Annotated in this window: 14 protein-coding genes; 9 read left to right on the top strand and 5 right to left on the bottom strand. The window is 71.0% G+C overall.

The genetic code is table 11. The features are described from left to right. Window positions 1-180 precede the first annotated feature (180 nt). A complete protein-coding gene (lon, locus tag OG741_RS26690) occupies window positions 181-2,601 on the top strand; it encodes an endopeptidase La (RefSeq protein WP_405601963.1) in 2,421 nt (806 codons plus the stop codon). Between the two features lie 56 nt (window positions 2,602-2,657). Here the strand turns inward: lon and OG741_RS26695 are convergent, their stop codons facing one another. Both OG741_RS26695 and OG741_RS26700 read right to left on the bottom strand, forming a co-directional pair. Continuing rightward, on the bottom strand, window positions 2,658-3,482 hold the full coding sequence (locus tag OG741_RS26695; RefSeq protein WP_405601965.1) for a trypsin-like serine peptidase: 825 nt from the start codon (window positions 3,480-3,482) through the stop codon (window positions 2,658-2,660). 26 nt (window positions 3,483-3,508) lie between these two features. After that, window positions 3,509-4,522 (bottom strand): helix-turn-helix domain-containing protein, encoded by a 1,014-nt coding sequence (locus tag OG741_RS26700; RefSeq protein ID WP_405601967.1) that lies wholly within the window; start codon window positions 4,520-4,522, stop codon window positions 3,509-3,511. A gap of 150 nt (window positions 4,523-4,672) precedes the next feature. Between OG741_RS26700 and OG741_RS26705 the strand changes: the two genes are divergently transcribed. Continuing rightward, window positions 4,673-7,513 (top strand): M4 family metallopeptidase, encoded by a 2,841-nt coding sequence (locus OG741_RS26705; RefSeq protein WP_405601969.1) that lies wholly within the window; start codon window positions 4,673-4,675, stop codon window positions 7,511-7,513. A gap of 82 nt (window positions 7,514-7,595) precedes the next feature. Next, window positions 7,596-8,396, top strand: a complete 801-nt coding sequence (locus tag OG741_RS26710) for a pentapeptide repeat-containing protein (RefSeq protein ID WP_405601971.1) — start codon at window positions 7,596-7,598, stop codon at window positions 8,394-8,396. A 45-nt stretch (window positions 8,397-8,441) separates the two neighbouring features. On the opposite strand, the gene OG741_RS26715 is transcribed toward OG741_RS26710, so the two are convergent. Further along, window positions 8,442-9,266, bottom strand: a complete 825-nt coding sequence (locus OG741_RS26715) for a lysozyme (RefSeq protein WP_405601973.1) — start codon at window positions 9,264-9,266, stop codon at window positions 8,442-8,444. A gap of 243 nt (window positions 9,267-9,509) precedes the next feature. Between OG741_RS26715 and OG741_RS26720 the strand changes: the two genes are divergently transcribed. Beyond that, entirely contained in the window at window positions 9,510-9,992 is a 483-nt protein-coding gene (locus OG741_RS26720; RefSeq protein ID WP_405601974.1) for a MarR family winged helix-turn-helix transcriptional regulator, read from the top strand. A gap of 181 nt (window positions 9,993-10,173) precedes the next feature. Here OG741_RS26720 and OG741_RS26725 read toward each other — a convergent pair whose 3' ends face one another. Continuing rightward, window positions 10,174-10,962, bottom strand: coding sequence for a hypothetical protein (locus tag OG741_RS26725; RefSeq protein WP_405605793.1), 789 nt, complete (start codon window positions 10,960-10,962; stop codon window positions 10,174-10,176). Window positions 10,963-11,326: 364 nt separating this feature from the next. On the opposite strand from OG741_RS26725, the gene OG741_RS26730 reads away from it, so the two are divergent. The 5 genes from OG741_RS26730 to OG741_RS26750 are packed head-to-tail and all read left to right on the top strand — an operon-like array spanning window position 11,327 to window position 16,862. After that, window positions 11,327-14,047 carry a nitrate- and nitrite sensing domain-containing protein gene (locus OG741_RS26730; RefSeq protein ID WP_405601976.1) on the top strand — a complete coding sequence of 907 codons (2,721 nt, stop codon included), beginning with the start codon at window positions 11,327-11,329 and terminating at the stop codon, window positions 14,045-14,047. Next, a complete protein-coding gene (locus OG741_RS26735; protein WP_266487317.1) occupies window positions 14,044-14,529 on the top strand; it encodes a roadblock/LC7 domain-containing protein in 486 nt (161 codons plus the stop codon). The genes OG741_RS26730 and OG741_RS26735 overlap by 4 nt, the downstream gene beginning before the upstream one ends. Further along, a complete protein-coding gene (locus OG741_RS26740; RefSeq protein ID WP_405601979.1) occupies window positions 14,526-14,933 on the top strand; it encodes a DUF742 domain-containing protein in 408 nt (135 codons plus the stop codon). The genes OG741_RS26735 and OG741_RS26740 overlap by 4 nt, the downstream gene beginning before the upstream one ends. Before the next feature lie 34 nt (window positions 14,934-14,967). After that, the gene (locus OG741_RS26745; protein WP_405605795.1) at window positions 14,968-15,579 is read left to right on the top strand and encodes a GTP-binding protein; all 612 of its coding nucleotides are present in this window, start codon (window positions 14,968-14,970) and stop codon (window positions 15,577-15,579) included. Window positions 15,580-15,602: 23 nt separating this feature from the next. Further along, window positions 15,603-16,862 (top strand): styrene monooxygenase/indole monooxygenase family protein, encoded by a 1,260-nt coding sequence (locus OG741_RS26750; RefSeq protein ID WP_405601981.1) that lies wholly within the window; start codon window positions 15,603-15,605, stop codon window positions 16,860-16,862. Here the strand turns inward: OG741_RS26750 and OG741_RS26755 are convergent. Further along, a complete protein-coding gene (locus OG741_RS26755) occupies window positions 16,811-17,965 on the bottom strand; it encodes an NlpC/P60 family protein (RefSeq protein ID WP_405601983.1) in 1,155 nt (384 codons plus the stop codon). The two genes, OG741_RS26750 and OG741_RS26755, sit on opposite strands and share 52 nt — an antisense overlap. Window positions 17,966-18,072: the final 107 nt, after the last annotated feature.

Raw genomic sequence — 18,072 nt, forward strand, 5'->3', positions numbered from 1 at the left:
CCGTCCGTATCGCACGAGCACATGTCATCGGCCTCTCGCTGCAGTGTGGCCGATCAGTCGGCGGGCCTCTGGGAAATTGCGCCATGCCTGATCGCTCAGAGCGAACGCCCCCGGGGGAACAACTCCGCGGCTTCATGCATTGAGTCCATACAGCTCAACTTGACTGCCTAAGGGGAGATCATGGCTTCGACGTCCACACCGCTCACCCTGCCCGTGCTGCCGCTCGACGACGAGGTCGTGCTGCCCGGAATGGTGGTGCCGCTCGACCTGTCCGACAACGACGTACGAGCCGCGGTGGAGGCCGCTCAGGCCGCCGCGCGTTCCAGTGGTGCAAGCAAGCCGACCGTGCTGCTTGTTCCACGCGTCGACGGAACGTACGCGGCGACCGGCGTGCTCGGGACCGTCGAGCAGGTCGGCCGGCTCTCGGACGGTGACCCCGGCGCGCTCATCCGCGGCCGCGGCCGGGTGAAGATCGGCGCGGGGACCACGGGCCCGGGCGCCGCGCTCTGGGTCGAGGGCTCGCGCGTCGAGGAGACCCTGCCCGATCCGCTGCCCGGCTCGGTCACCGAGCTGGTCAAGGAGTACAAGGCACTTGCCACCGACTGGCTGAAGAAGCGCGGCGCCTGGCAGGTCGTCGACCGCGTCCAGCAGATCGACGACGTCTCGCAGCTCGCCGACAACTCCGGCTACTCACCCTTCCTGACCACCGCCCAGAAGATCGAACTCCTGGAGACCGCCGAACCGGTGGCCCGCCTCAAGCTCGCCACCCAGCAGCTGCGCGAGCACCTCGCCGAGCAGGACGTCGCCGAGTCGATCGCCAAGGACGTCCAGGAAGGCGTCGACAAGCAGCAGCGCGAGTTCCTGCTGCGCCGCCAGCTCGAAGCCGTACGCAAGGAGCTGCGCGAACTCAACGGCGGGGCCACCGACGCTGCGGACGAGTCCGACGACTACCGGGCCCGTGTCGAGGCCGCCGACCTCCCCGAGAAGGTGCGCGATGCCGCCCTCAAGGAGGTCGAGAAGCTGGAGCGTTCCAGTGACCAGAGCCCCGAGGGTTCCTGGATCCGCACCTGGCTCGACACCGTCCTCGAACTGCCCTGGAACGAAAGAACTGATGACAGCGCGGCCGGGTACGACATCCAGGGCGCCAAGGCGATCCTGGACGCCGAGCACTCGGGTCTGCAGGACGTGAAGGAACGGATCACCGAGTACCTGGCGGTGCGCAAGCGGCGCGCCGACCGGGGGCTGGGCGTGGTCGGCGGGCGGCGCGGGGGCGCGGTTCTGGCGCTCGTCGGCCCGCCCGGCGTGGGAAAGACGTCGCTCGGCGAGTCCGTGGCGCACGCCATGGGACGCAAGTTCGTACGGGTCGCGCTCGGCGGCGTACGGGACGAGGCGGAGATCCGCGGCCACCGGCGCACCTACGTCGGCGCCCTGCCGGGCCGGATCGTCCGGGCGATCAAGGAGGCCGGTTCGATGAACCCGGTCGTCCTGCTCGACGAGATCGACAAGGTCGGCTCCGACTTCCGCGGCGACCCCGCGGCCGCCCTGCTCGAAGTCCTGGACCCGGCGCAGAACCACACCTTCCGCGACCACTACCTGGAGGTCGAACTCGACCTGAGCGATGTCGTCTTCCTGGCCACGGCCAATGTGCTGGAGGCGATCCCGGAAGCTCTGCTCGACCGGATGGAGCTGGTCAGGCTCGACGGCTACACCGAGGACGAGAAGGTCGTCATCGCCCGGGACCACCTGCTGCCGCGCCAGCTGGAGCGGGCGGGCCTGGAGCCCGGCGAGGTGATCATCGAGGAGTCGGCGCTGCGCAAGCTCGCGGGCGAGTACACCCGTGAGGCGGGCGTGCGGAACCTGGAGCGTTCGGTGGCCCGGCTGCTGCGCAAGGTGGCGGCCCAGCACGAACTGGGCGACCAGAAGCTGCCGTTCACGATCGGCGCCGAGCAGCTGCGTGGCCTGATCGGGCGGCCGCACCATGTGCCCGAGTCCGCGCAGGACCCGGCCGAGCGTCGTACGGCGGTGCCGGGCGTGGCCACCGGCCTCGCCGTCACCGGCGCGGGCGGTGACGTCCTGTTCGTCGAGGCCTCTCTCGCCGACCCGGAGACGGGCGCGGCGGGGCTGACGCTGACCGGACAGCTCGGCGACGTGATGAAGGAGTCCGCGCAGATCGCGCTGAGCTTCCTGCGCTCGCACGGCGCGGAGCTGGAGCTTCCGGTCGCCGACCTCAAGGACCGGGGCATGCACATCCACTTCCCGGCGGGCGCGGTCCCCAAGGACGGCCCGAGCGCGGGCATCACGATGACGACGGCGCTCGCGTCGCTGCTGTCCGGGCGCCTGGTGCGTACGGATGTGGCGATGACGGGTGAGGTGTCGCTGACCGGGCGGGTCCTGCCGATCGGCGGTCTGAAGCAGAAGCTGCTCGCCGCGCACCGGGCCGGCATCACCACGGTCGTGATCCCCAAGCGGAACGAGGCGGACCTGGACGACGTCCCGGCGGAGGTCCTCGAGAAGCTGGACGTGCACCCGGTCACGGATGTGCTCCAGGTGCTGGAGATCGCGCTCGCACCGGCGGATGTGCCGGTGCAGGCCGCGGCCTGAGCACGATCGACGAGCCGTGGGGGGAAGGTCTTTGACCTTCCCCCCACGGCTCCGCGCTACTGCTTCGCGGCCTTGTCGTACAGCCGGCGCGCGTTCGCGTTGAAGCGCACCGCCGTCGACACACTGTCCGTGTCGCCGCCGCTGGTCACCCCGATGAGGCGGCCCGGATGCTTCGGGTCCCGGTAGCCCGCGAGCCAGGGACCGCCGCTCGTGCCGTCCCAGAAACCGGAGCAGTCCATCCGTACGGATCCGGCCAGTTCGGGATCCGGCTCGGTGTCGGTGGTGCAGGCGATCGGGCGGTTGTCCGGATTGTGGTCGGGGTTGGGGTAGCCGACGACCGTGACCCGGCCGGCCGGCACCGCCGTCCAGTCGACGGGCGTCCCGCCCACGATGTCCTGGACGTTGCGGCCCTTGGCGTCCGGCTCCAGCGTCAGGAAGGCGTAGTCCACGGTGTCGGAGTCCTCGGCGTCGGCGCGCCAGCGGGCGTCCACCTGGATGGCGCGGACCTTCCACCGTCCGTACGGCGCCTTGCCCGCACCCGGGCCGCTGAAGCTGGGGGCGAAGGTGACGTTCTCCATATAGCTGCCGTACTCGAAGACACAGTGCGCGGCGGTGGCGATGACATTGCCCTTGGGGCTGCCGACGACGCTCGCGGAACAGAAGTGCTGGCCGTCCTTGTCGAGCAGCACGCCGGCCGACGACAGGCCCGCGAAAGCAGTCGCCGAGGACTGTGGCGCGGGCGGCGGCGGCAAGGGGGACTCGTCCCCCGCGTCGGGCGCGGCCGAAACCGGACCGCCGCACGCCGTCGTGGCGGCGAGCAGGGCTATAGCGGGCCACCTCAGCAGCCTCTTCGGGCGGCGCCCCGGAGCGATCCACTTCATCCGGCCATCTTGCCTGTTTGCGGCCGTCAGTCCAGCCAGCCCCGCAAGGTCGCCTGCGCCCCGGCCTGGAAGCGGGTCTCGGCGCCGAGCGTCTCCAGCAGACGGCTGATCCTTCTGCGCGCCGTGTGCACATGGACGCCCAGGCGGCGCGCGATCGCCTCGTCCTTGAGGCCCGAGGCGAGCAGGCCCAGCAGCTCCTTCTGGGCCTTCACGAGGGCCCCGTCGTCGCACGCCCCGCCCGAACCGCCGAGCGGCGTGGCCCGGTCCCACACCGTCTCGAACAGCGGCATCAGTGCGTTGCGCAGTAACGCGTCGCCGATCACCAGCGCGGATGCCCTCGGGTCGGCCGGGTCGGCCGGCGGAAGCAGGGTGATCCGCCGGTCCACGGTGATCAGTTCGGTGGGCACCGCCGCCGCGACCCGTGCCCGCAGGCCCTGTTCGACGAGGCCGGTCACCGACCCCATCCGGCCGGGACGGGCCAGCCCGTCCCGGTCCAGGACGGTCCGCACCTCCACCCCGCGGTCCAGGAGCCCCTCGATGTCCAGTGCCGGTGCGCGTGAACTGCCGTCCCCGCGTGACCCCTTCCCGTACGGCGAGCGGTCCAGGATGGCGACCTCCCGCTCTGCCGTGGCGAGGAGATACTCCGCCCGTTCGCCGATCGCCCGCGGCCCCGTCACCACCTCGATGCCACGCTCGGGTGCGCAGGTCGCTCCCGACATCAGGCGGCCCGCCAGCCGGTCCGCGGTCATCCGTAATCGCTCCAGCTCGGCCGACCGTAAGTGCAGTTCGGCCTGGCGGCGATGGATGAGCGTACGGATCGCGGCGTCCGGTGCCGCCGGATGCGGCAGTGCGTCGCCGTCCGCCGGCAGCGCGAGGCCGTGCTCGACAAGATGGCCGAGCGCCCGGTCGAGGCGGTCGCGTGGCAGGCCCAGCAGGCGTGCCAACTCCTCGGCCCCGGTGGCCCGTTCCTTGAGCAGTGCCTCGTAGATGCGTTCCTCGGCCTCCCCCAGGCCGAGGGTGTGCAGTTCCCCCTCGCTCATGCGTCGGATTCTCACTCCCTCTTCACGGGCCACACAAGTGTGCGTGTCCACTTGTCAACATGCTGGCCACATTGATCGGTTGGCGTCCCGCGGGTTGCATGGCCATGACCACCTTTACGGCTTGACCAGCACGTGGGAGGGGTACGTACTGTGCGCAAGGCCAGAACAAGCACACAGAGATCGGGTATTTCCAGGGGGACCGGTCTCGCGGCACTGCTCGGCGCGGCCGGGCTGCTGCTGACGGCGGTACCGGCCCAGGCGGCCACCCCGCCGGCCACCGCACCGCCCGCCGATGTCCTTCCGGGGGCGGAGACGGCCACCCCGTCGCTCGTCGACGGAATCAGGGAGACGGCGGACGCCAAGGCAAGCCCGGCGGACGCGGCCCGCGGCCATCTCGCCGCCAAGGAGAGCCGCTACAAGATCGCCGACGCGCGGCGCGACCTCGCGCCGATGGGGACCGTCAAAAATGGCGCGGAAGAGACCGTGCGTCTTCAGCAGAAGCACCACGGCATACCGGTGTTCGGCGGCCAGTACGTCGTACGGATGGAGTCCAAGGGCGGCAAGCGCGTCGTCACCGGCACCTCCGGCAAGTACTTCACCGGTCTGAAGACCGGCACCAAGGCGAGCGTCACCAAGGACACCGCGGTACGCCGCGCAGTCGCCGCGACCGCCGCACGCCTCGGCGGCAAGACGCTCAGCAAGGCCGACGCGATACGCGGCAAGGGCGCCAAGTCCGCGAAGGCGGCGGCCCTCACCGGCAGCGCGGGCGGCCTCGTGGTGATCCCGCGCGGCGAGGGCGTCCTCGCCCACCACGTGACCGTACGCGGCACGAACCCCAGCACCGGCGAACCGGTCCTCCAGCAGGTCTACATCGACGCCCGCGCCGGCTACCCGGTGCTGCAGTTCAGCGGCATCAAGACGCTGACCGCGAAGGGGACCGCCGCGTCCGGCACCACCGCGAAGGCGGCCCCGGCGGGCGCCCGCGCGGCCGAGGCCGACCCGGCCGCCGCGATCAAGGGCAGCGGCGTCAAGCTCGACAAGGCCAAGGTCGACCTCGACCTCCAGCTCGACACCACCGCGAACAAGTACCTGATGATCGACTCCACGCGGATGGCGGGCTCCACCAAGAACACCCTCACCACCTGGGACGCCCGCGACCGCGATGTCAGCGAGGTGGCCGGAACCTGGCCCGGCGGGCTGAAGGAATTCAGCCACGCGGAGAAGGAATTCGGCAAGGACGCCACCGAGTCCGGCGCGGTCGACGCGCACTGGGCGGCCGGGAAGGTCTACGACTACTACAAGCAGAACCACGGCCGTGACAGCCTCGACGGCCGCGGCATGACCATCAACTCCCTGGTCGGCGTGACGGAGTTCGGCACGCCGTACGTCAACGCCTTCTGGGACGGCCAGAAGATGGTCTACGGCAGCGGCGACGAGGACTACAAGCCGCTCTCCGCCGACCTCGACGTGGTGGGCCACGAGATGACGCACGGCGTCGTCGAGAACACCGCCAACCTCGTCTACGCCGGACAGTCCGGCGCGATGAACGAGGCGCTCGCCGACTACTTCGGCAACGCGATCGACACCGCCGCGTCCGGAGTCTCCATGGACGACCCGGACGCCGGTCTCGTCGGCGAGGACCTGTGCCGTACGACGAAGCCGCGGGCCTGTGCCTTCCGCGACCTCAACGACGGCGCGACCACCTCGAAGAACTTCCTCGGCGTCACCTACGGCACCGACAGCGGCGGGGTGCACCTCAACTCCACCGTGTTCTCCGGCGCCCTGTGGGACCTGCGCCAGGACGTGGGCGGACAGCTCGCCGACAGCATCGTGTACAAGGCCCTGTCCGAGTACATGACGCCGCTCGACGGCTTCACCGACGGCCGCAACGCGGTACTCGCCGCAGCCAAGGACCTCGGCGTCACCGCGAAGCAGCTCACCGCCGTGAAGCGCTCGTTCAACGCCCACGGCATCGTCCCGGGCTGGGAGGACGCGCTCGGCGTCGACTCCGACCAGCTGCTCGGCAAGGTCAACACCGCGGGCACCGGAGCCCAGGCGGGCGGCGGCTGGTGGACCGCCTCGCAGTCCAACGACGACGGCTCGGAGCCGTACTCCGTGTACGCGGGCCGTACGGACGGCAAGGGCGCCCCGAAGCTGATCAGCCCCAACGACGGCCGCTACCACGTCTATCCGGCGACCGACGGCAAGACGGTCGTCTGGGCGGCGTACGGGACGACCAGCCTCGACATCCTCTCCCGCCCCCTGACGGGCGGACCGATCAAGAAGCTGTACACCTCGTCCACCGACATCGGTGGCCTGCGCGTCGAGAACGGCGTCGTCGTCTTCGAGAGCTTCGGCATCTTCGGCGACCGGCACGTCGGCTATCTGCGCCCCGGCGACAGTAAGCCCGCCTTCGTCGACGGCGGCGGCTTCGAGATCCTGACCGCCCTCCCGGCGATCAAGAACGGCAGGCTCGCCTACGCCAAGCTGTATCCGACCCCCGAGGACTACAAGCTGGGCGTCGAGGTCTTCGACCTCAAGACCGGCAAGGCCGCCCTCGCGGAGCAGCTCGGCGAACCGCAGATCCTCGGCCAGACCGGCATCAACGCCACACACGCCTTCTGGCTGGTGGACGAGAACCTGAACGACCAGGGCCAGATGGGGATCCGCCGCTCGGGCCTGGACGGCAAGGACACGGTGGACATCAGCTCCGAGTACAAGCCGTCCGCGCTGATGCCCTTCGACCTCACGGCCTCGGACGACGCGGTCACCGTGAACAGCGCACTGCCCGACACGGCGTTCCGCAACGAGTCACTGCCGAAACTCTGGCAGCTGACCACCGACGGATCGCGCCAGGAGCGGGTCTCCTGCAACCGCGGCGAACAGATCTCCCCGGCCGCGGGCACCGGCCGCCAGGTGATCTGGATCGACGGCACGACGGGCTGGACCGACCTGGTCACCCGCGAACGCCCCGCGGGACTGTGCGGCTGAGGCTCCGGCCCCGGCCCCGATGAGAGACGGACCCCCGGCGCCCGTGCGCCGGGGGTCCTTCGCGGTCGTTCACAATGGAGGCATGGAAAACCCCCTGCAGGCCGACTGCGGGAGCTGCTTCGGGCTGTGCTGTGCCGCGCTGCCGTTCGCCAGGTCGGCGGACTTCGCGATCAACAAGGACGCCGGAAAGCCCTGCCCCAATCTGCGTACGGACTTCCGCTGCGGCATCCACACCCGGCTGCGGCAGAGCGGCTTTCCCGGCTGCACGGTCTACGACTGCTTCGGCGCCGGGCAGCAGGTCTCCCAGGTCACCTTCGGCGGCACGGACTGGCGGCAGGCGCCGGACACCGCGCAGCAGATGTTCGCCGTGTTCCCCGTCGTACGGCAGCTGCACGAACTGCTCTGGTACCTGACCGAGGCGCTGAAGCTGCGGCCGGCCCGCGCGCTGCACGGCGAGATCCGCCGGCTGCTGGAGGAGACCGAGCGCCTGACCGGTCTTGCCCCCGAGGCGCTGGAAAAGCTCGATGTGGCGGCGCACCGGCAGGACGTGAACGTGCTGCTGCTCCGTACGAGCGAACTGGTGCGGGCCGAAGCCGGACACAGGAAGAAGGACCGCCGCGGGGCCGACCTGATCGGGGCGAAGCTCCGTGGCGCCGACCTCAGGGGCGCGAATCTGCGGGGCGCGTATCTCATCGCGGCCGACCTCACGGGCGCGGATCTGCGTCTCGCGGACCTCATCGGGGCGGATCTGCGGGACGCGGACCTTGCGGGCGCGGATCTGACGGGGAGCTTCTTCGTCACCCAGCCACAGCTCAACGCGGCGAAGGGCGACGCGGCGACCAGGCTGCCGCCCGAGCTGACCCGCCCCGCGCACTGGTCGTGACCCACGGGTCGCGCAGGTGCGCGGGACGGGCTTGCCAGGCTCTGTTCAGCCGTTCGCGAGAGCCACCACGCGGTCCAGCGCGCCATTGAACTTGTCGTGGTCGCCGACGATCGGTCCTGACGAGGTGTACTGCCACATCGTCTGGTAGACCCAGCCGGCGGGGAGAGTGCCGGGCGTGGTGTTGTAGCGCGCGATCCACAGCGGGCTGCTCGCGCCGAAGCCGCTGTAGTTGCCGGTGCACTGGGTCCACCAGCTGGTCGCGGTGTAGATCACCGCGTCGCGCCCGGTGCGGGCCTTGTAGCGGCTCAGGAAGTCGCGGATCCAGGTGACCATCCCGGACTGCGTCTTGCCGAAGCACGCGGCGCCGTACGGGTTCCATTCGATGTCGAGTGCGCCCGGCAGCGTCCTGCCGTCGCGGGACCAGCCGCCGCCGTTGTTCACGAAGTAGTCGGCCTGCGCGGCGCCGGTGGCGGTGTCGGGGGTGGCGAAGTGGTAGGCGCCGCGGATCATCCCGACGTTGTACGAGCCGGTGTACTGCTGCCCGAAGTACGGGTTCTTGTAGTAGGTGCCCTCGGTGGCCTTGACGTAGGCCCACTTCACACCGCTGTTCCACAGGCGGGGCCAGTCGACGTTGCCCTGGTGACTGGAGACGTCGACGCCTTCCGTCTGCACCACCCGGCTGTCACGGGGGAGTCCTCCCTGGCCGTCGTGGGCGATGACGCCCATGCCCAGGTGGGCGGAGCCGCGCGGGGGTACGTCGGCGGCGTTTGCCGTGCCGGGGAGTGTGAGGAGCAGGGACAGTACTGCGAGGAGGGTGCCGGCTGCCGCAAGATGCGACCGGCCGGTCGTTCGGGATCTGTGCACGGGCATAGCGTGCCTCCGAAGACCTCGGTGGGGGATCTGGCGATCTGTCGACATGCCGTGGCGGAAATCCATGGCGGGGACCATGTGGTGTGGACATGTCAGCAATGAAGCTAGGCGCGTAGAACCCCTTGCGGAAGGGGGGCAGGGGGACGCCGTTGGTCTACGCCTGCGAAATACTGGCCGAGCTGCGGCGATGGGAAGCGCCGGAAGAAACTTTCAGAATCCGGAAAGCGCGCGAGGGGTGCTGACGTGCACGAAAGCGGTACGGGGAGTGAAGCGGACGCGAAGGGCGGAAATGGTGTGGACCGCGAATTCCTTGCTTTGGAAAGGGAGTTGGCGGTCTTTCTGCGCCGGGCACGGGCGTCCTCGGGCGAGATGGCCCGCGAGGTCCACCCCGAGCTGGAGCCCGCCGCGTACGGCCTGCTGGTGCGGCTGGAAGAGGCCGGGCAGCAGCGGGCGACCGAACTCGCCGCGTACTTCGGCGTCGGCAAGGCGACGATGAGCCGTCAGCTGCGGGCGCTGGACGAACTCGGCCTGGTGACCCGCGAACCGGATCCGGCGGACGGCCGGGCCTCACTCGTCCGGCTCACCGAAGAAGGTCGGCTCCGCTTCCGCCGGGTGAGGGACGCGAGGCGGGACCGGTACATGAGCAAGCTGGCGGGGTGGGACCGGGGGGAGATCGCGGAGCTGGCGCGGCTGCTGCACCAGCTGAACGCGCGCGCGGGGAGCTGAGCGGTCCGCCTGCGGCGGGCTTTGTCCCAACACCGGCGGGGCTGAATGTCGCGTCCGGGACCGCGCCTCAAGCGCCGGCGGGGCTGGATTGTGCGGCTGGGCCGCACATTCAGCCCGTCCGGCGTTTGAGGACATGCGGCCGAAGGTCGCATACCGGGTCCGGGGCGAAGCCCCGCACGCATCAGAGCTCCGCGAAGACCGCCGTCGCGTCGTCGCGGAGCTTCCAGCGAATCACCTCACCCCGCTCCTGCGCCGATGTCTCCATCGACCTGACCCGGTCGATCAGGCCCTGCGTGCCCTCCTTGCGGAGCAGGGCCATGCAGTCGGCCCAGTCGCCCTCGCCGAACATGTCGACCCAGCGCGAGGCTCCGTCGGTGAGCGCCGCCACGGCGCGGACCTCGGACCGTGGGGTCGCGCCCGTCACCGCCCGCGCCGACACCGCCGGGTCCGCCGCCGCCGTGAAGAAGCCGCCCTCCGCGTTGCGCAGTGCGTCCGCCGTGGCGTGTGCGCGCAGCAGTTCGCGGGGCAGGCGGTCGATGCGGTCGTCCAGCACCGGACGGACCTCCCCGTTCGGCGACTCCAGCAGCAGGGTGGAGTCGGAGAGGACCAGATGCTCCACGGCGTCCGCCGGGCCGCCCCAGCGCACCAGGACCACCGTCGCCTGAGGCGTACGGACGTGAGAAAGGTCACAGGTGTCGCGGTGGGAGTCGGCGGTGCGCCGGATTGCCTCGGAGAGGATTTCGGCCAGGGTCATATCCCGCCGTGAACCGGACAGTTCGATCAGCGCGCCGCCGAGCCTGGCGGTGAACCACGGCACACCGTGCACACATCCGTCGTCGCCCGCCGGCGGCGTCACACCGTCCAGCACCACGATCGTTCCGCCCTGGCCCGATGCAGGCAGGGCCACGGATGCCCAGTCCTCGTTGAGCCGCTCGGGGGTGCCGGGTGCGCTGGCCAGTTCGATACGCATGACCCCAGTCTGCATGACTCCTTCACGATGCCCGCACGAGACCGCGAATGGCTCGTATCGGCAGGTCAGAAGGGTCCCGGACGTGCCGCGGCGCGGCCTGGGGAAGCTGCGGGCGCGCATACTGCCAAAGCCCGGCCCGAAGATCCAGCCCGGCCCCGCGCGCCGCCGTATCCGTGGCCGGGGCGAGTTGTTCGTCAACTCCTCGGTGATGTTCACTCCTTCGGGTGGCGGAGCGGCCGATGCGCGTCTCCCTCCCAAAGGCGCTGGAATGGTCGTAGGCCGTACCAGGGGTGGGGCTCTCACGTGTGACCGGTCGTCATCTCTGCTTCATGGGTGGACGAGTCAAGCAAGATTGCGAGCACCGGTGCAGAACAAGCGGCCGTCCCGGACGCAGGACCCCTCGCCCGAGCCCGCCGAGCGCGGTCGCGCCAAGCGCGTGCGCAACCGCCTCGTCGCCGGCGTCGCCGCCGTCACGATCGTGGTGGTCGCCGCGGGCACCCCCGGCATCCTCGCCACCTCCGCCGAACTGACCGAGTCCCAGCGCCTGGTCACCCTCGCCGGACTCGACCGCCAGGCCGTCACCCTCGCCCACTCCCTCGCCGACGAACGCGACGAGGTCACCGCGTACATCGCCGCGGGCCGTGCGGACCAGAAGGGCGACAAGGCCGCCCGGCGCGCGGTCTCCGCAGGTCTGAGCGCCCGCGTCGACCGCCAGATCGACGAGATCCGCGCCAGCATCCCCGACGACCACGCCGACCTGGGCCGCGATCTGTCCGTCGTCCCCTCCGTCCGCCGCACCGCGCTGACCGGCAAGGGCACGGCGATGGATGCCCACCGGGCGTACACGGCCGTCATCGCGAGCCTGCACGACCTGGCCGACGAACTGGCCGAGAAGACCCCGCCGCGCGCGGCCCACGGCACCCGGGCCCCCGCCGAGCTGGCTCTCGCCGTCGAGCAGGCCTCCGCGACCCGCGGGCTGTTGCTGGCCGCGCTCGCCCTGCCCGGCAAGCAGAGCAGCCCGGACTTCGACCCGGTCACCGGACTGCCGGTGGAGGGCGAGGACGACGACGCCGCGGACCCCGCGCGCAACGCCCTGAGCGCCGCCGCCCAGCAGTCCCGGATGCGTGAACTCGCCGCGCTCGCCGACTTCGACCGGGCCGCCGACAAGGACGCCCGCGATTCGCTGGCCGCCACCGTCACCGGGGCCGAGGTCAAGACCGCCGAGATCTACCTCGCCCGGCTGACCGACCAGCCCGAGCTCTCGAAGGCCGACCGCAAGTCCAACCGCGAGAAGCTCGAAACCTCGCTCACCGCCCGTATCGAGCAGATGCGCGGCGTCGAGTCGACGCTCGCCACCGAGCGGATCGAGCGCTTCGAGCAGCTGCGCGACGACGATGTCACCGCACTGGAGATCCGGGTCGCGCTTCTCGGCGGCCTGGTGATCGTCGCCATCGGAGTCTCGGCAGCCGTGACCCGTACGCTCACCCGCCCGCTCGCCGTCCTGCGGATCGGCGCGGCCCGCCTCGCCGCCGCCCCCGAGGTCGAGGAGCCGGTCCGCTTCACCGGGCGCAACGACGAGTTCGCGCAGGTCGTACGTTCCCTGAACACCCTGCACGGCAAGGTGCGGGACCTCGGGGTACGCGCCGAACGCCTCGACAGCGACCGCGGCGACCTGGCCGGCGCCCGCGACACGCTCGCCGCCGAACTCGCCACGGGCCGCGCCGAGCTCAAGGAGCAGACGGACCTGCTGACCGCCGAGCTCGAACGCCTGCGGCACACCGTCCAGCACACCTTCGTCAACCTCTCCCTGCGCACCCTCGGCCTCGTCGAGCGCCAGCTCGGCGTCATCGAGAAGCTGGAGGAGCGCGAGCAGGACCCCGAGCGGCTCGCGACCCTCTTCAAGCTCGACCACATGGCGACCGTCATGCGCCGCCACAGCGAGAACCTGCTGGTCCTCGCGGGCTCCGAGCACAGCCACGGGCATCCCGGACCCGTCCCGCTCGTCGACGTACTGCGCGCGGCCGTCAGCGAGATCGAGCGGTACGAACGGGTCGTCATCCAGTCGCTGCCGCCGCACGCCCAGGTCGCCGGATTCGCCGCCGACGACCTCAGCCATCTGGTCGCCGAACTCCTGGAGAACGCCACCTCCTTCTCGCCGCCGGACGCCCAGGTCGAGCTGTCGGGCTGGCTGCTGGAGAGCGGCGAGGTGATGCTCTCCGTACAGGACAGCGGCATAGGGATGACCGCCGGGCGGATCGCCGAGCTCAACGCCCGCCTTGCGGACCCGCAGGCGTACCAGACGCGGACGGGCCGGGACGGCGAGGGCCTCGGGCTGCGGGTGGCCGCGCTCCTGGCGGCGCGTCATGGCGTACGGGTCCAGCTGCGCGAGCAGAAGGGCGGCGGGATCGCCGCGGTCGTCGTGCTGTCGCAGGGGCTGCTTCCGACGGGTCCGCCGGCGCCCGCGTCGCCCACGGTGACCATGGCGGGATCCGCGCCCGCGCTGCAGCTGCCCGGATCGGTGGCGGAGGCCAACTCCAATGCCCTGCCAGGCAGTTCGCGGCGTATCGACCCCCTGGTGGTGGCCGCCGAGCAGGCGATCCGCGACGCGGAACCGGACCCTCAGGAGCGAACGGCGGACGGCGACAAGGCCGACGGGGTGGAGGAGGCCGACGGCATCGATGAAGCGACATTTTCGATGCGCCTGCCGGACACGCAGCCGGAGCCGGAAGCCGAACGGCAGCCGGAGGCCGAACCGGAGCCGGACGCGGCACCCGAGCCCGAGGCCGCCGACCCCGAGGCAGTGGAGTCCGAGCCCGCGCATCCCGCCCGGCAGCGCGTCACCGACAAGGGCCTCCCCAAGCGCACCCCCAAGATCGTCAAGCCCGCCGCCGCGCCCACCGGGCGCACCGGCGGCATCGACGCCGATGCCCTGCGCCGCCGCCTCGGCGGCTTCCAGCAGGGCGCCGACTCGGGCCGCCGCGACGCCGAGGCCGAGATCACACAGCAGACAGAAGGCACACCTGCAACTGGCGCACGTACAACAACAGAAGAAGCGGGGGACACAGTCGAGGAGGCACGCAGTTGACTGCGACCGGGACATTCGGCCTGAGCAGTGAAGCCCGCAATCTGCACTGGTTGCTGAGCAATCTCGTGGAGGAGGTGCCAGGGGTGCGCTCGGTCGCCGTCGTCTCGTCCGACGGGCTGCTGCTGCTCTCCTCCGACCCCGCCCGCAACGCCGCGGCGGCCACCACCGAGCGCCCGGAAGGACCCAAGGGCTCCAGCGCCGACCTCGCCACGATCGTCTCCGGCATCGGCAGCCTCACCATCGGCGCGGCACGGCTGATGGAAGGCGGCGCCGTCAAGCAGACGATGGTCGCGATGGAGGAGGGCAGCGTCTTCGTGATGTCGATCAGCGACGGCTCACTGCTCGGCGTGCACGCCACGCCCGACTGCGACATGTCCGTCGTCGCGTACCACATGGCGCTCTTCGTCGGCCGCGCCGGACACGTCCTCACCCCCGAACTCCGCAGCGAGCTGCGCACATCGATGGAGGAGAGCGCCCAGTGACGTACGCCGCCGAACCGGCCCGCAGGCTCCCCGTGCGCGGCGAGGGCCGCCGCCCCGCCCGGGTCCGCCCCTACTCACTCACGGGCGGCCGCACCCGCTTCGGTCATGTGCTGCTCGTCGAGACCTTCGTGGCCGCGCTCGAAGCACCGGCCGAGCGCCGGGAACTCCCCAAGGGCTCCTCGCGCGTCATGCCCGAGCTGCGGGCCATCGTCGAGCTGTGCCGTCGTATGCGTACCGTCGCCGAGATATCGGCGCTGCTGAAGATGCCGCTGGGTGTGGTCCGGGTGCTGCTCAGTGATCTGGCCGACCAGGGAAGGATCCGCGTGTTCGGGACCGGGCACGGCTCCGGCCAGCCCGACCGCGCGCTGCTCGAAAGGGTGCTGAGTGGACTCCGACGCCTCTGACACGCTCGCGTCCGGCACGCTCGCCCCTGGCACTCTGCCGGCGCCGGCCGACCCGCAGCCCGAAGAGGAGCTGCAGGCCTGGCAGTTGGACCCCACCCGCGCCCCCACCGCGACCAAGATCGTCGTCGCGGGCGGTTTCGGGGTGGGCAAGACGACCTTCGTCGGAGCGGTCTCCGAGATCACGCCGCTCAAGACCGAGGCGCTGATGACGCAGGCGAGCGAGGAGAGCGACGATCTCACCGCGACGCCCGACAAGCTCACCACCACCGTCGCCATGGACTTCGGCCGGATCACGCTCGACGACGATCTGGTGCTGTACGTCTTCGGCACACCGGGACAGCAGCGCTTCTGGTTCATGTGGGACGACCTGGTGCGCGGCGCGATCGGCGCGGTCGTGCTGGCCGACACCCGCAGGCTGCCGGACTGCTTCCCGGCGCTCGACTACTTCGAGAGCAGCGCTCTGCCGTACATCGTCGCCGTCAACCACTTCGAGGGAACGGAGCGGTTCGAGGCCGAGGACGTGCGGGAGGCGCTGACGGTGCCGCCCCACGTACCCGTAGTGATCATGGACGCGCGCAGCCGGATCACGGTGGTCGAGTCGCTGCTGACGCTGGTCGCCCACGCCCTCGAAGCCGTCCCCGACTAGCTACACAACGGAGAACCCCCGCCATGCGGAAGATACTCATCGTCGGAGCCGGCCAGTCCGGTCTCCAGCTCGCGCTCGGCCTCCAGTCCCAGGGCTACGACGTCACCGTGATGTCCAACCGCACGGCGGACGAGATCCGGTCCGGCCGGGTCATGTCCACGCAGTGCATGTTCGACACCGCGCTCCAGCACGAGCGGGATCTCGGCATCAACTTCTGGGAGTCCCAGGCCCCGCGCATCGAGGGACTCGGCGTCTCCGTCGCCGCCCCCGACGCCTCGCGTGCCGTCGACTGGGTCGGCACGCTCGACGGCTACGCCCAGTCCGTCGACCAGCGCGTGAAGATGGCCGGATGGATGGAGACCTTCGCCCAGCGCGGCGGCCAGCTCGTCATCCACGGCGCCGCCGTCTCCGACCTTGACTACTTCTCCCGTACGTACGACCTGGTGCTGGTCTCGGCGGGCAAGGGCGAACTGGTCTCGATGTTCGGCCGCGACGCCTCGCGCTCCCCGTACGACACCCCGCAGCGCGCGCTCGCCGTCTCCTACGTCCACGGCCTGGGCCCGCGCCCCGAGCACCCCGACTACGACGCGGTCCGCTGCAACCTCGTCCCCGGCGTCGGCGAGCTCTTCGTGATGCCGACCTTCACCACCACCGGTCGCGCCGACATGCTCTTCTGGGAAGGCATCCCGGGCGGCCCGCTCGACGTGTTCCAGGGCGTCAAGGACCCCGCCGAGCACCTCTCCCTGACGCTTGAGCTGATGGAGAAGTTCACGCCCTGGGAGTACGCGCGTGCCACCAAGGTCGAGCTGACCGACCCGGGCGCCACCCTGGCCGGGCGCTACGCCCCCACCGTCCGCCTGCCGATCGGCCGGCTCCCCGGCGGCGGCCTGGTCCTGGGTGTCGCGGACGTCGTCGTCGCCAACGACCCGATCACCGGACAGGGCTCCAACTCGGCGTCCAAGTGCGCCGCTTCGTATCTCGCCTCGATCACCGGGCACGGCGACAGGCCGTTCGACGAGGAGTGGATGCAGTCCACGTTCGACCGCTACTGGGACACGGCGCAGCACGTCACCAAGTGGACGAACGCGATGCTCGGCGTCCCGCCCGAGCATGTACTGAACCTGATCGGCGCGGGCGGTCAGCTGCAGCCGGTCGCCAACCGGTTCGCGAACGGCTTCAACGACCCGGCCGACTTCGAGAACTTCTTCTACGAGCCGGAGAAGGCGAACGCCTACCTCGCCGAAGTCTCCGCGGCCTCGTCCGGCGGCTCCGCCCCCGAGTAGCCGGTGTCCGGTCCCGCCGTGGCTCCGTCCGGGAGCCGCGGCGGGGTGTACGAACTGAGCGGGCTGCCGTCCGGGTCCGGGCGTACGGCGCCGAGCAGCGGATTCGCCGCGAGGGGGGAGACCTTGACGGTGGCTCCGGGGCGCGGGGCGTGGACCACCATGCCGCCGCCCAGATAGATCGCCACATGGGTGGCCTCGGGGAAGTAGACCACCAGGTCGCCGGGGCGCAGTGAGCGCAGCGGGACCTTGGGAAGCTGCTCCCACTGCTCCTGGCTCGTCCGCGGGATCTCGCGGCCCGCCGCCGCCCAGGCCTGGGAGGTCAGCCCCGAGCAGTCGTACGACTCCGGTCCCTCGGTGCCCCAGAGGTACGGCTTGCCGATCTGCTCGACCGCGTACCGCAGGGCCTCCTCACCCTCCTCGGTGGGCGGGCGGTCGTCCGCGAGCGCGCCCGAGGCGATCAGCTCCTCCTGTGCCTTGTCGGTGCCGGACTGTTCGAGCGCGGCCAGCCCGGCGATCTGCTCGGGCGAGAGCGAGGCGAGCATCGCCTCGACGGCCTTCAGCCTCGCCGTCGCGGCCTCGCTCGCCTTCTTCTGCCGCGCCGCGAGGGTCTGCTCCTGGCCGAGGGCCTTGCGGGACGCGGCCTCAAGTCCCGCGGCCCGCCGTGCTCCCGTCTCCAGCCTGGCGGTTGTCGCCAGCCGTCCAAGGGCCGCGCGCTCGATGAGATGGTCCTGGTCGAGGGCCTCGCGCGGGTTCCGGGCGAGGAGGAGCTGGAGATACGAGGAGAGCTCGGACTGGCCCTGGTACTGCAGGCGTGCCAGCCGTCCCGCCTCGCCCCGGCTCGCGCTGAGGGCATTGCGGGCCTTCGCGAGCTCGCGGCCGAGCCGCGCCGTCTCGGCCCGCTGCCCGGTGAGTTCCTCCTCCGTCGCGTTGTACCTCTCACCGGCCGCCTCCGCCTGCCGGTACAGGGTCTGAAGCTGTGTCAGCACCCGGGTGAGGTTCGCCGTCGGATCGGCGGCGGGTTCGGCCGCGGCGGGCACCGCCGCGAGAGCGGTCGCGGCCGCCAGCGCCGCGGCACAGACGGATCGGAGCACGCTGCCTGACATCTCGTCACCTCCGGCTGTGGGGTGGGCCGTGCGCCCCATCGTGCGAGCGCGCAACCCGAAGCGCCCGGCGGGTGGTCGATTCAGCGCAACGCGGTCACTCGTCGAGA

It is taken from the genome of Streptomyces sp. NBC_01410 (assembly GCF_045040195.1).
GTDB lineage: Bacteria > Actinomycetota > Actinomycetes > Streptomycetales > Streptomycetaceae > Streptomyces.